This is a genomic window from Pseudomonas sp. TE24901, assembly GCF_054058375.1.
This window is the reverse complement of sequence record NZ_JBSSAF010000005.1, coordinates 224,285-237,828: the sequence shown is the minus strand read 5'-3', so window position 1 is coordinate 237,828 and position 13,544 is coordinate 224,285. Positions and strand designations below refer to the sequence as shown.

The following is a 13,544-nucleotide window of genomic DNA, read 5'->3' as shown; positions in this document are numbered from 1 at the left end:
GAAGCCTAAGCATCGGCATGGAAATACCGTTTATGCATAAGCTTAAACTTCTATTGTTTTGGCTGATGTCCGGTATCGGCCGCAATGCCTTCTGGCGCACAGGCGGGCTTTATAGAATGGCGACCACAGTCAAACCGCTACCGATCGGTGCTGGAGGTCATCATGCGTTATGTGCTTATTGCCGCTGTGCTGAGCCTGTTCAGCACCGTCGCCGCCGCCCAGGATGCGCCCAGCCCCGGGGCCAACGCGCCGGCCACCCAGGCCGACGATTATTCCGAAGACCTGGACATCGCCAAGGCCGTGCGCAACACCAGCGCGGCATCGACCGCCTGCGGGCCGGTCAAGGGCCACGTGGTGTACGTGGACAGCCAGGGCGTGCGCCATGAGCTGGACTACGTGCGCGTCGGCAACGCCTGCCAGCACGGTTGATCCGCACTACAGGTCAAACCGGTCGACGGCGCGGCGCCGCTCGTTGTCCTCACGCACGTCATAGCTGGCGGTGGTCTGGATGTTGGTGTGATGCGCCAGTTTCTGCGCGATCGACAGGTCGTGTTCTTCGATCACCCGGGTGATGAAGGAACGGCGGAAATCGTGAGGCATGATCTTCACCCCCACCTGTTCGCCGCGCTGGCGGGCAATGTAGTAGATCGCATGCTTGGTGATGCGCTCGCGGGTAATGTGGCTGCCCCGGCGAATGCGGTTGAACAGGAAAGCATCGTCCTGCTCCCCCTCCTTGAGCTGTTCGCGACGAAATGCCAGCCACGCTTGCAGCTTTTCAAAGGCCCAGGCCGGCGCATACTTGATCAATTCCTTGTTGCCCTTGCCGGTCACCCGCAGGCTGCGTTCGTCAAAGTTGACCTGGGCCAGGTCCAGGTTGACCGATTCCGACTTGCGCATGCCCGAGCCATACAGGATGCCGATCACCGCAGCATCACGCAGGCCCTGGGGACGCGGGTCGGCAGCGCACACTGCCATCATTTCGCGGATCAGCGTACGGCGCAGGTTACGGCCCTGGCCCAGGCGGGTGCCGGGAGCCGCCTTCACCGAGCGCATTTTCAGCAAATGGTCCTGGCTGATCAGGCTCATCCGCCAGGCCTCATTCATCACGCCGCGCACCGCGTTCACGTACAGCGACGAGGTGTTCGGCGCATAGCCGTCCTCGCGCAGCGCGGCCACCAGGGCAATCACGTGCTCTGGCTGCAGCAAATGCCAGTCGATGTCTTCGAGGTTGATGTCTTCAAAGCCCAGGCGGTCGGCCGCATCTTGCAGCACGTAGCGCATGGTCAACTGGCTGGAGGGCGCCAGGCGGGTGAGGTAAAGGGTCAGCGGGTTGCGGATAGACTCAGTCAAGGTAGATCAGCCTTTGGATTAAATACCTCTAACAAGCCTTTGTTTAATAGAGGTATTTAGTGAATTGGCGAGGGCCGAGTCTACCCCACGATCAGCCCTGGCACAAAATCACGGCTTACTCTTCGTCGTCGGTCGGGTCCTGCGGCTGGGCCTGGGACTGGCTCCAGTCGGCGTCCTGTTTCTGCATCAGTGCAAACCAGTGCTGGCGCATGAACGTGAGGTAACCCTCCGGCGCCTTGGCGAAATCCTTCTCTTCGCTGTAGCAGCCCGGCAGCGGCAATTCGGTGCCCTGCTCCTTGTACTGGCTGACCAGCGCCTGTTGCGCCGCCACGCTGCAATCCTTGGGCAGCGGCATGCCGCGCAGGGCGCCGGCCTCCTCATCCCACCAGCTGGCGCCCACGCGGTCGACACCGCGCAATCGGTACTTCTGGGACTTGCCCACGTGCATGATCAACTTGAATTCGTTGGGGCTGACGTCACTGGTGCAGGTGCGTGAATAGCCCACGGTGGCCTGGGTGATACCGTCGCCGGAGAGGTCGGTGACCTTGGTGGCCGCCATGTCAAAGCGCAACGATGCATCGAATTGGCAGTGTTGCACGTCGTCGTAGAGCATCCAGACGCGCTTGGGATGGTCGCCACTCAGCAGGTACTGCGCCGCGTAGACAAACGCCGATTGAGTGCCGTCATCGTCGCGCTCGCTGACCTGCTCGGCGAGCACCAACAGGTTCTTGCCCTGATGGTCGTCCCAGGTGTAGGCCGCGACCTGCTTGCCACGGACTTCCACGCCGTCCGGCACCTGGTCGATGCTGGTCAGCGCCACGCCGTCATCGGCCCGCACGGTGGTGACACAGGCCACGGCCATCAACAATCCCATCAACGCCGGCCGCAACTGGCCGCGCAAAAGCTGCACGCTATTCATCCGAGTACCCTGGCAAGAGATGGCTTACTTTACCGGCACTTGAAGGCCAATGCAGAGAAGATTGTTGAATAAAACAACGAGCACTCGACGCCCTAGGGAAAACCCTCGGGTTTTGCCCGCAAACAGTATCCGTTGGCGTGTCAGTCGCTTAGCTGAACCCTAGCTGTCTACCTGTCAAATAAACGAGTTTTTCATCAGCCTTTCATATTCGTTCAACATTTTTCCGCTTAATCTCTGCCCCAGGACTTGAGAACAAGCCGCGTGTTCTACGACTAACCTGTTGATTACGCTTTACCTTTCACAACTTTCGTCTTTACTCAGCTAGCCCATGGAAGAAACCAATGCCCGTCCTCAGGAACGTCGAATGAATGCCGCAACCCCACGCCATGTTTAATCAGTTCACTGAGTTTCAGCCACTGGTTACTGCCGTTTTCACGCTCCAACCTGCTCTAGCCCCGAGGTCATGAATCTTTGAAACCCTACCCTATTCATTGCGTGTCGATCGTTATCCCGGTCTACAACGAACAAGAGAGCCTGCCTGAATTGCTGCGTCGCACGACGGCAGCCTGCAAGCAACTGGCCTACGAATACGAAATCATCCTGGTCGATGATGGTAGTCGCGACAATTCGGCCCAACTGCTGGAAGACGCTGCCGCAGAAGACGGCAGCAACGTGGTGGCGGTGATCCTCAACCGCAACTACGGCCAGCACGCGGCGATCATGGCCGGCTTCGAGCAGTGCCGTGGCGAGGTGGTGATCACCCTCGACGCCGACCTGCAGAATCCGCCCGAAGAAATCCCCCGCCTGGTCGAGCAAGCCGCCCTGGGCTACGACGTGGTCGCCACCGTGCGCAACAACCGCCAGGACTCGGCCTTCCGTCGCTGGCCTTCGCGCCTGATCAACCTGGCCGTGCAACGCTCCACCGGCGTGGCCATGACCGACTACGGCTGCATGCTGCGTGCCTACCGCCGCACCATCGTCGACGCCATGCTCGCCTGCCGCGAGCGCAGCACCTTTATCCCGATCCTGGCCAACGGCTTTGCCCGCCACACCACGGAAATCCTGGTGCACCACGCCGAGCGCGAGCACGGCGAGTCCAAATACAGCCCGATGCGCCTCATCAGCCTGATGTTCGACCTGCTGACCTGCATGACCACCACGCCTTTGCGTCTGCTCTCCGTGGTCGGCTTCAGCCTGGCGGCCCTCGGCGTACTGTTCGCCATTGCCCTGATCGTGTTGCGCCTGGCCTTCGGCGCGCAATGGGCCGGCGACGGCATGTTCGTATTGTTTGCGGTGCTGTTCGTGTTCACCGGTGGCCAGTTCATCGGCATGGGCCTCTTGGGTGAATACCTGGGCCGCATGTACAGCGACGTGCGGGCCCGCCCGCGCTTCTTTATCGAAAAAGTGCTGCGCAACACACCGGCAGCACCGGCACCCGTGGTCGTCGTTGACGGCCTGGTGTCTTCCCATACCTCCACTTCTACTTCTCCTTCCGATCAGGTTTCGTCATGAATTCAAAAGCCGTTGTCTTCGCTTACCACGATATTGGCTGTGCAGGCATTGAAGCCCTGCTGACTGCCGGCTACGACATTGCTGCCGTGTTCACCCATGCCGACGACCCCAAGGAAAACAACTTCTACGGCTCCGTCGCCCAACTCTGCGCCCGCAACGGCATCCCGGTGCATGCACCGGAAGACGCCAACCACCCGCTGTGGATCGAGCGCATCGCCAAGCTGAACCCGGATTTCATCTTCTCCTTCTACTACCGCAACCTGCTGAGCGAAGCGCTGCTGGCCACCGCCAAGAAAGGCGCGTTCAACCTGCACGGTTCTCTGCTGCCGAAATACCGTGGCCGCGCCCCGGCTAACTGGGTGCTGGTCAATGGCGAGACCGAAACCGGCGTGACCCTGCACCGCATGGTCAAGCGCGCCGATGCCGGCGCGATCCTGGCCCAGCAAAAAGTCATCATCGACCGCACCGACACCGGCCTGACCCTGCACGCCAAGCTGCGTGACGCCGCCGCCAACCTGCTGCGCGATGCCCTGCCACAATTGGTTGCCGGCAAACTGAGCGAAACCGCCCAAGACGAAAGCCAGGCCAGCTACTTCGGCCGCCGCACCGCGGCTGATGGCAAACTGGACTGGAAAAAGCCGGCTGAAGAACTGTTCAACCTGGTTCGCGCCGTGACTCAACCGTACCCGGGCGCCTTCTGCGCCGTGGGCGAGCACAAGCTGATCGTGTGGCAAGCCGACGTGGTCAAGGGCAACGAAGGCCTGGCGCCAGGCCGTGTGATCAGCGTCAACCCGCTGCGCATTGCCTGCGGCGAAGACTCCCTGGTGGTCAAGTTCGGCCAACGCAACGCCGACGGCCTGTTCCTGGCCGGCCCTGCCCTGGCCGATGCCCTGGGCCTGGTAGACGGTTCCGTGCTGCGCGGTGCTGAGTCCGGTCGCAAGCCACGCCGTACCCGCGTACTGATCCTGGGTGTGAACGGCTTTATCGGTAACCACCTGTCCGAGCGCCTGCTGCGTGACGACCGCTATGAAATCTACGGCCTGGACATCGGTTCCGACGCCATCGAGCGCCTGCGCAGCCACCCGAACTTCCACTACGTGGAAGGCGACATCAGCATCCACACCGAGTGGATCGAGTACCACATCAAGAAGTGCGACGTGGTGCTGCCACTGGTGGCCATCGCTACCCCAATCGAATACACCCGTAACCCGCTGCGCGTGTTCGAGCTCGACTTCGAAGAGAACCTGAAGCTGGTTCGCTACTGCGTGAAGTACAACAAGCGCGTGATCTTCCCGTCGACCTCCGAAGTGTATGGCATGTGCCAGGACCAGTACTTTGACGAAGACACCTCCAACCTGGTGGTCGGCCCGGTCAACAAGCAGCGCTGGATCTACTCGGTCTCCAAGCAACTGCTTGACCGCGTGATCTGGGCCTACGGCGACAAAGGCCTGAAATTCACCCTGTTCCGTCCGTTCAACTGGATGGGCCCGCGACTGGACCGCCTGGATTCGGCGCGTATCGGCAGCTCCCGTGCAATTACCCAGTTGATCCTGAACCTGGTGGAAGGCACTCCGATCCGTCTGTTCGACGGCGGCGAGCAAAAACGTTGCTTCACTGACATCGCCGACGGCATCGAAGCCCTGGCACGCATCATTGATAACGAAAACGGCGTGTGCGACGGCCAGATCGTCAACATCGGCAACCCGGAAAACGAAGCCAGCATTCGTCAGCTGGGCGAAGAACTGCTGCGTCAGTTCGAGGCGCACCCGCTGCGTAGCAACTTCCCTCCGTTCGCCGGTTTCCGCGACGTGGAAAGCAAGGCGTTCTACGGCACTGGTTACCAGGACGTGGCACACCGCAAGCCAAGCATCGAAAACGCCAAGCGCCTGCTGAACTGGGAGCCGACCGTCGAGATGAGCGAGACCATCGGTAACACCCTGGACTTCTTCCTGAAAGAAGCCATGCTCGAAATCGCGGATAAGAAGTAATGCAGGCAGGCCTTCGCATCGACGTCGACACCTACCGTGGCACCCGTGACGGTGTGCCACGGTTGCTTGAATCCCTGGATGAAGCCGGGGTCAAGGCAACATTCTTCTTCAGCGTTGGGCCGGACAACATGGGGCGCCACTTGTGGCGCCTCATCCGCCCGCAGTTCCTGTGGAAGATGCTGCGCTCCAACGCCGTCGGTCTGTATGGCCTGGACATCTTGCTGGCCGGCACCGCCTGGCCAGGCAAGCCGATTGGCCGCGACCTGGGGCACTTGATGCGCCAGGCCAAGGCTGCCGGGCATGAAGTGGGCCTGCACGCGTGGGACCACCACGGCTGGCAAGCCAACACCGGGCGCTGGAGCGAGGCACAGCTGATCGAACAGATCCGCCGTGGCGTCGACACCCTCAGCGACATCCTCGGCGAGCGTATCGATTGTTCAGCGGCGGCCGGCTGGCGTGCCGATGAACGCGTGGTGCAAGCCAAGCAAGGTTTCAACTTTCGCTACAACAGTGATTGCCGGGGCACCAGCCTGTTTCGTCCAACCTTGGCCGATGGCAGCGCGGGCACCCCACAAATTCCGGTAGACCTGCCGACCTTCGACGAAGTCGTCGGGCCGGTCGTGGCTGCCAAAGACTTCAACGGCTTCATTCTGGACCGCTTTGCCGAGTCCAAGCTGAACGTCTACACGATTCACGCTGAAGTAGAAGGGATTCTGATGGCTAACGATTTTCGCCAGTTGCTTGCCCAGGCAGGGCAGCGCGGCATCGATTTCAAACCGCTGGGCGAGCTGTTGCCCGCCGATGTGACCACCCTGCCCCAGCAACAGCTGGTGCGTGGCGCCCTGCCTGGGCGCGAGGGTTGGCTCGGAGTGCAACAAGCATGATCCGGCGCCTGGCATTGCCCCTGCTCCTGTTGGCGTTTGGCGTGTTTTACCTGTTGCCGCTGGCCACCCATGGCCTGTGGATCCCGGATGAAACCCGCTACGCGCAGATCAGCCAGGAAATGCTGTTGACCGGCAAGTGGGCCTCGCCGCACTTCATGGGCATCCGCTACTTTGAAAAACCCGCCGCCGGCTACTGGATGATCGCGCTGGGCCAGGCGATCTTCGGGCAGAACCTGTTCGGCGTGCGCTTTGCCTCCGCCTTGAGCACCGGCCTGAGCATCCTGCTGGTGTACCTGGTGTCGCGCCGGCTGTGGAATGACCCGCGCAAGAGCCTGGTCAGCACCGTGCTCTACATGAGTTTCGCCAGTGTGGCCCTGCTGGGCGGCTATGCGAACCTCGACCCGCAATTCACCTTCTGGGTCAACCTGACCGGCGTCGCCTTGTGGTTCTGCTTCGACAACACCACCCGCCGTGGCCGCCTGGGCGCTTGGGCCTTGCTGGGTTTTGCCTGTGGCATGGGCTTCATGACCAAGGGTTTCCTGGCCTGGTTGCTACCGGTGCTCATCGCCCTGCCCTACGCCATCTGGCAGAAGCGTTTCCGTGAACTGCTCGGCTACGGCCTGGTGGCGGTGGTCGTGGCGATTGTCGTGAGCCTGCCGTGGGCGCTGGCCGTGCACCTGCAGGAGCCGGACTACTGGAACTTCTTCTTCTGGCACGAGCATATCCAACGCTTTGCCGGTGAAGACGCCCAGCATGCCGAGCCGTTCTGGTACTACCTGCCGCTGCTGGTGGCGTTCTCATTGCCCTGGGTGGCGTTGCTGCCGTCCACGGTCAAACAGGCCTGGCACGACAAGCGCCTGCCGAAAACCGCCTTCCTGCTGCTGTGGCTGTTGATGCCCCTGGCGTTCTTCAGCCTGGCCAAGGGCAAGCTGCCCTCCTACATCATGCCGTGCCTGTTGCCCCTGGCGTTGTTGATGGGTTCGACCCTGGCCGACAAGCTGGCCCAGAACCGTGGCCGCGTGCTGTGTATCAACGGCTGGTTGAACCTGGTGATTGGTTTGGTGGCGATGCTGGCTCTCAGCTGGTTCCAAATGAAGAAGCCGGTGTACGAGCACGGTCAGGAAACCCTCAGCCTGGTTCTGGTGTTTACCTTCTTGTTCGGCTGGATCCTGGTCAACCTGCTGCACGCCGCGCGCCCCTTGAAACTCTGGGCGGCACCCGCCATCGGCAGCTGGCTGCTGGTGGCCCTGGTGCCGGCCGCACTGCCCCATTCGGTGGTGTACAACAAGACCCCGGACCCATTCATCATTGATCACCTGCAGGAACTGCAACCGACCACCGCACTGCTGAGCAATGACCTGGGCGCCGCATCGGCCTTGGCATGGCGCCTGCACCGTCCGGACGTGACCCTCTACAACACCGTCGGTGAAGTGAAATACGGTCTTGCTTTCGCAGACACGGCCCATCGCAAGGTGGACATCAGCCAGGTCCAGCAATGGATGAGCGAGGCGCGCAAACGAGGCCCGGTCGGCGTGGTGATGCGCGTCAAGGGTGACGATGAAGTCGCTGAGGTGAACTTGCTGCCCCAGGATGGCAAGCGTTACGAGCAAGGCAACATCGTGATCCTGATCTTCCCTCAGGTCGCACCATGATCACACTGTTGCTGCTATTGGGCGCCTGCCTGCTCACCTGCATGGGTCAGGTTTCGCAAAAATTTGCCGTAGAAAGCTGGCGTGACCAGCCCGACGGCTGGGCGCTGAAACTGCGCTCGCCGTGGCTGTGGTCGGCACTGATCTGCCTGGGCCTGGGCCTGTTGGTCTGGTTGCTGGTATTGCAGCGCCTGGAAGTGGGCATTGCCTACCCCATGCTCAGCCTGAACTTTGTGCTGGTCACGCTGATGGCACGCTTTGTGTTCCACGAACACATCGATGGCCGCCACTGGCTGGGTGTGGCCCTGGTAATCGCCGGGGTCGTGTTGCTGGGGCGTCAGGTATGAGCCGGGTTCGTGGTTTTGCCCTGGCCCTGGGCAGCGTCGGCCTGGTCAGCGCCGCCCAGTTGGGCATGCGCTGGAGCATGACACGCCTGCCCCTGCCGACCGAATGGTTGACGGCCTTCAGCACCAATGCCATCGACCTTGGTGCCCTGGGCGTGGTGATCCTGGCGATCATCGCCTATGCGCTGTCCATGCTCTGCTGGCTCGGCGCGCTCAAGGACCTGCCCCTGGGCCGTGCGTATTCGCTGCTCAGCATCAGCTACGCGTTGGTGTACCTGCTGGCCGCCAGCCTGCCGGTGTTCAACGAACATTTCTCGCTTTCAAAAACCCTGGGGGTGGCGTTGGTCATCCTCGGTGTACTGGTTATTAACTCTCGTCGTGCTAGCACCACAAGTCCCAGGAATGCCCCATGAAAATCAGTGTATTTGGTAGTGGTTACGTCGGTCTGGTGCAGGCCACCGTATTGGCCGAAGTCGGTCACGATGTCATCTGCATGGACGTTGACAAGAACAAGGTCGAATCGCTGCAAAAAGGCCATGTGACCATCTTCGAGCCGGGGCTGGCTGCGATGGTGAAGGAAAACCTGGAAAGCGGGCGCCTGCATTTCACCCACGACGAAAAACTCGCCGTGGAACACGGTGAAGTGCTGTTCATCGCCGTGGGTACACCCTCCGACGAAGACGGCTCGGCCGACTTGAAGTACGTGCTGTCGGTCGGCGACGCGGTGTCTCGTCACCGTGTGGAACCGGTGATCCTGGTAGAAAAGTCCACCGTACCCGTGGGCACCGGCGACACCCTGCGCGCGCACATTGAGAAGAACCTGCGCGTGGCCGGTCGTCACCTGGACTTCGATATCGTCTCCAACCCGGAATTCCTCAAGGAAGGCTCGGCCGTTGCCGACTGCCGCCGTCCGGACCGGATCATCATCGGTTGTGAGCGTGAAGAGGTGCGCGAGGTGATGCGCGACCTGTACGCGCCGTTCAACCGCAACCACGACCGCATCATCTTCATGGACCTGCGCAGCGCCGAACTGACCAAGTACGCTGCTAACTGCATGCTGGCCACCAAGATCAGCTTTATCAACCAGATCGCTGAACTGGCCGAGCACCTGGGCGCCGACATCGAAGCCGTGCGCCTGGGCATCGGTGCCGACTCGCGCATCGGCTACCACTTTATTTACCCGGGCTGTGGCTACGGCGGCTCGTGTTTCCCCAAGGACATGCGCGCCCTGATCCACAGCGCCAAAGAGGCCAACTGCTCCAGCGACCTGCTGGAAGCCGTCGAAGCCATCAACCAGCGCCAGAAGAGCAAGCTGTTCGAACGCATCAACGCCTATTTCAAAGGCGAGTTGAAGGGCAAGACCTTCGCCCTGTGGGGCCTGGCGTTCAAGCCCAACACCGATGACATGCGCGATGCACCCAGCCGCGTGCTGATGGAAGCCCTGTGGGCCGCCGGCGCCAATGTACGTGCCTTCGACCCTGAAGCCATGCAGGAAACCCAGCGCATCTACGGCGACGAATCGCGCCTGACGCTGCTGGGCACCCCGGAATCGGCACTGAGCGGCGCCGACGCGTTGATCGTCTGCACTGAATGGCAGCAGTTCAAGGCCCCGGACTTCGACCTGATCCACCAGCGCCTGAAAACCCCGGTGATCTTCGACGGCCGCAACCTGTACGACGGCGAGCGCCTGTCGCGCAAAGGCTTCAAGTACTTCCCGATTGGGCGTGGTGACTCCTGTGAATTGCCAATCCCCCAGCAACAGTGGGTGCCGCAGGTTCAGGAAGCCTGATACGTGAACAAAGCTCATCCGCCCCGGCTCACTGCCACGGTCCGCCACCAGTCGCTGGGGCTCGGGCTCTTGGCGCTGGTGCTGTTCATTGCCGGTAACTGGCACCAGGCAATCATCGGGTTCGACTCACGCTTTGTGGTGTTCGCCCAGGAAATGCTGCGCCATGGGCCCAGTTTTTTCCCGACCACCTACGGACAACCCTACGCCGACTACCTGGCCACCTCGACCCTGCTGACATGGCTGTTCTCCCTGCCCCTGGGGCAGGTCACCAGCTTTACGGCCTGGTTGCCCACGGCCATCGCTTCGGCGCTGATCGTGGTGCTGGTGTACCGCCTCACGGCGCCCTACTCTCCGCGTTGGGGCCTGCTGAGCGTGGCGATGTTGCTGCTCAGCAGCACCTTCATCAGCGAAACCCGTGCGGTGTCCCTCGACCAGATGCTCGCGGCCGTGGCGTTGACGGTGTTCTACCTGGGTTACGCCCATGACCACTTCGGCGCGGGCAAACGCCTGCACTGGCTGTTCCTGCTGCTGATCGTCGGCTTTGCGATCCGTGGGCCCATCGGCCTGGTGATTCCCACCGGCGTGCTGTGCAGCTATTACTTGATCAACCGCCAATGGCGCCAGTTGTTCAGCTTCGGCCTGCTGGCCCTGGCCCTGCTGGCGGCCTGTGTCGGCCTGCTGTTGCTGCTGGCCAAGATGAGCGGCGGTGAAGACTTCATGCGGGATGTGATTCGCATGCAGTTTCTGGGGCGCATGGACGGCACCGAAGGCTCCAGCGGTGTGTTGTATTACTTCACCAGCTCGATCGGCAACTACGCCCTGGCCTACCCGGTGGCGCTGCTGGTGCTGCTGGCGGTGGCGGCAAGTGGGCGACGGGCACCCGACCCGGCGCTGCAGCTGGTGTTGTACTGCGCAGCAGCAGGTTTGCTGGTGATGCTCGGCCTGTCGGTTCCCCAAGCGAAGAAAGCCCGCTACATACTGCCAATGCTGCCCATGGCGGCGATCATTGCGGCGTACCCGTTCCAAGTCACCCAGGGGCGGCTGTTTGCCGGGTTGCGCAACCTGATGCTGGGTATCTGGACGTTGTTGCCCGCGCTGTTGGCCATCGGCCTGCTGGTTGCGCGTCGCCGTTACGCAGAGCAGCTGGGTAGCCTGACACCGATCCTGGCCGTGCTTGGCGTACTGCAAGTGCTCGCATTGCTGGCGTTGTTCAAGGCTCGGCTGCGCCCGGCAGGCCCGGCGTTGGCGGCGGTACTGGCAATCTGGGCGACCTATATCGTGGTGGTCGAGCCCCTTGAGCGCAGCCTCTATGACACGCGCACCTTCAGCCTGGCGGTCAAAGCGCAGATCAACAGCCAGCCGGCGCCGGTGGTGTTGCATGCCCTGGGTAAAGATGCCAAGGCCATCAAGCTGATGGTCAACCTCGACTGCGACCGGGTGCCGCTGTTCACCCAGTTGCCTGCCGAGCTCGCACCGGTGCAAGGCCCGGCCTGGCTGGTGATGAGCCAGGAGGATTACGAGGGGTTGCAAGATCCGCGCTTTCGCTCCATCACGCCGACACTCACCGGGGAGTTCGACAAGAACCCTTATGTGTTGCTGCACTTGGCTAAAACCACTCCGCCATAGAGGCGTTTCTTGTGGCTCTGTGAGAAACAGCGCCCACTCTTCACGGAGTGGGCGTTTTGCATTCTTATCGCCAAGAATCATCCTACAGCCCTATGCGTAATGGCTGGGGACCCGCCTCTTCCGGCACCCAAAACCCGGCTGTAGACTCTTTCGCCAGGTGCCTTAACTATCTACCACCCGGCCATAAGAGAGCTTCTCGATGGGCCTGTTGTAGCGCACCCGCATAACAACAAGGACGCTGTAGGCCATCTCTGCCGTGATGGTTTTTGACTGAGAGGAGAAGACTGTGGGAGATGAACGAGTGACCCTGCCGGTGCCTTCGCTGGATCGCCTGATGGGCTTGCGCGATGCCCTGGTGGCGTTGAAGGGGCCGTTGGCGGATGACCCAGAACTCAGGGAAAACCTGCAAAAACACCTGTTCAACGAAGAAACGGATAGACGGGTACTGGGCAAGGTAAACATTCCAACCTTGCACAGCGTACGCCTGATTCCGTTTGGTACGGCCCTTTAACTGCATTATTATTGCATTGAACCCTCATTAATATGCATTGGCGCCCTGCTCGCAGGGTCGGCACACTGCACAAGTTCCTCCCCCAAATGTTGGAACTTTCAAAGGGCTTTTCCAGGAAACCAGGCAAGCCTTTTTTTTCGCCCGCTGTTTATGGACCCTCTTCAATGCTCGCTCGCCTGATCCCCGCTGCAATCAATACGCGCCCTGCCGAATGGAGCCGCGCCGCCATCGGCATGGCCCTGGGCACGATGCTCAGTGTCTGGGGCTGCGCCCACGTGTTTGGCATGGAGGTGGCGATGCACCTGCTCGGGCCTCTCGGGGCTTCGGCAGTGCTGCTGTTCGCGGTGTCGTCCGGCGCCCTCGCGCAGCCGTGGTCGATCATCGGCAGCTACTTGTGTGCCGCCGTTGTCGCGCTGCTGGTGGCACGGGTGCTGGGGCGCACCTTGGGCAGCGCCTGCCTGGCGGCGGGCATGACGGTGGTGCTGATGTGCTGGCTGCGTTGCCTGCACCCACCCGCAGGCGGGCTGGCCATGACCCTGGTGTTGGCCGACCCGGCTTCCGCCAGCCTTGGCTGGTACGAACTGCCAGCGGTCATGCTCGGCGCCGCGGCCTTGCTGGTGTGCGCGCTGGCCTACAACAATGCCACCCGTACACGTTACCCAAAAGGCGCCGCAGAATCGCCCGCCGTTGTGTTAGGCAACCCGGCGCCCGCCACCGACCCCACGATCACGGCGGTTGATCTGAAGCTGGCGCTGGCTGAAATGGAGCAGTTCTACGACATCGAACCCACCGAGCTTGAGCAGTTGATCCACGCGGCCGAAGGTCATGCGCGGCGGCGCAGCATCGGTGAAGTGCTGGCCCATCGGGCCGCTTGAGTTCCCCTGCAAATATGCAAAAACGACCTGCATGATTCACGGTTGTACTGGGCAAATTTGCACTGGTACGATCGCGAGAGAGTTCGCCTACGAACAT

General features: G+C 61.5%; 13 protein-coding genes. 11 read left to right on the top strand and 2 right to left on the bottom strand.

Annotation, left to right across the window (positions count from 1 at the left end; translation table 11 throughout):
* Nucleotides 1-162 precede the first annotated feature (162 nt).
* Complete coding sequence (locus ACVWVP_RS12205) at nucleotides 163-429, top strand: DUF2790 domain-containing protein (protein WP_178920165.1); 267 nt, start codon at nucleotides 163-165, stop codon at nucleotides 427-429.
* Between the two features lie 6 nt (nucleotides 430-435).
* Here ACVWVP_RS12205 and ACVWVP_RS12200 read toward each other — a convergent pair whose 3' ends face one another.
* Together ACVWVP_RS12200 and ACVWVP_RS12195 are read right to left on the bottom strand one after the other, a co-directional pair.
* On the bottom strand, nucleotides 436-1,350 hold the full coding sequence (locus tag ACVWVP_RS12200) for a site-specific integrase (protein ID WP_176996097.1): 915 nt from the start codon (nucleotides 1,348-1,350) through the stop codon (nucleotides 436-438).
* 115 nt (nucleotides 1,351-1,465) lie between these two features.
* Nucleotides 1,466-2,269, bottom strand: coding sequence for a M949_RS01915 family surface polysaccharide biosynthesis protein (locus tag ACVWVP_RS12195; RefSeq protein WP_178920167.1), 804 nt, complete (start codon nucleotides 2,267-2,269; stop codon nucleotides 1,466-1,468).
* Between the two features lie 471 nt (nucleotides 2,270-2,740).
* Here ACVWVP_RS12195 and arnC point away from each other — a divergent pair, with 471 nt between their 5' ends.
* The 10 genes from arnC (at nucleotide 2,741) to ACVWVP_RS12145 (ending at nucleotide 13,447) form a co-directional block, all read left to right on the top strand.
* Nucleotides 2,741-3,781, top strand: coding sequence for an undecaprenyl-phosphate 4-deoxy-4-formamido-L-arabinose transferase (arnC, locus tag ACVWVP_RS12190; protein WP_176996095.1), 1,041 nt, complete (start codon nucleotides 2,741-2,743; stop codon nucleotides 3,779-3,781).
* A complete protein-coding gene (gene arnA, locus ACVWVP_RS12185) occupies nucleotides 3,778-5,769 on the top strand; it encodes a bifunctional UDP-4-amino-4-deoxy-L-arabinose formyltransferase/UDP-glucuronic acid oxidase ArnA (RefSeq protein ID WP_178920168.1) in 1,992 nt (663 codons plus the stop codon). Before arnC ends, arnA begins: the two co-directional genes overlap by 4 nt.
* Nucleotides 5,769-6,653 carry a 4-deoxy-4-formamido-L-arabinose-phosphoundecaprenol deformylase gene (gene arnD / locus ACVWVP_RS12180; protein WP_457406099.1) on the top strand — a complete coding sequence of 295 codons (885 nt, stop codon included), beginning with the start codon at nucleotides 5,769-5,771 and terminating at the stop codon, nucleotides 6,651-6,653. Before arnA ends, arnD begins: the two co-directional genes overlap by 1 nt.
* Nucleotides 6,650-8,305 carry a lipid IV(A) 4-amino-4-deoxy-L-arabinosyltransferase gene (arnT, locus tag ACVWVP_RS12175; protein WP_457406097.1) on the top strand — a complete coding sequence of 552 codons (1,656 nt, stop codon included), beginning with the start codon at nucleotides 6,650-6,652 and terminating at the stop codon, nucleotides 8,303-8,305. The genes arnD and arnT overlap by 4 nt, the downstream gene beginning before the upstream one ends.
* A complete protein-coding gene (gene arnE, locus ACVWVP_RS12170; RefSeq protein ID WP_178920171.1) occupies nucleotides 8,302-8,649 on the top strand; it encodes a 4-amino-4-deoxy-L-arabinose-phosphoundecaprenol flippase subunit ArnE in 348 nt (115 codons plus the stop codon). The genes arnT and arnE overlap by 4 nt, the downstream gene beginning before the upstream one ends.
* Nucleotides 8,646-9,059, top strand: a complete 414-nt coding sequence (gene arnF, locus ACVWVP_RS12165; RefSeq protein ID WP_178920172.1) for a 4-amino-4-deoxy-L-arabinose-phosphoundecaprenol flippase subunit ArnF — start codon at nucleotides 8,646-8,648, stop codon at nucleotides 9,057-9,059. Before arnE ends, arnF begins: the two co-directional genes overlap by 4 nt.
* Nucleotides 9,056-10,435 (top strand): UDP-glucose dehydrogenase family protein, encoded by a 1,380-nt coding sequence (locus ACVWVP_RS12160; protein WP_178920173.1) that lies wholly within the window; start codon nucleotides 9,056-9,058, stop codon nucleotides 10,433-10,435. Before arnF ends, ACVWVP_RS12160 begins: the two co-directional genes overlap by 4 nt.
* Nucleotides 10,436-10,438: 3 nt before the next feature.
* A complete protein-coding gene (locus ACVWVP_RS12155) occupies nucleotides 10,439-12,061 on the top strand; it encodes an ArnT family glycosyltransferase (RefSeq protein ID WP_457406092.1) in 1,623 nt (540 codons plus the stop codon).
* Nucleotides 12,062-12,368: 307 nt separating this feature from the next.
* The gene (locus ACVWVP_RS12150; RefSeq protein WP_457406353.1) at nucleotides 12,369-12,572 is read left to right on the top strand and encodes a type VI secretion system contractile sheath small subunit; all 204 of its coding nucleotides are present in this window, start codon (nucleotides 12,369-12,371) and stop codon (nucleotides 12,570-12,572) included.
* A gap of 164 nt (nucleotides 12,573-12,736) precedes the next feature.
* Nucleotides 12,737-13,447, top strand: coding sequence for an HPP family protein (locus ACVWVP_RS12145; protein ID WP_457406089.1), 711 nt, complete (start codon nucleotides 12,737-12,739; stop codon nucleotides 13,445-13,447).
* Nucleotides 13,448-13,544 lie beyond the last annotated feature (97 nt).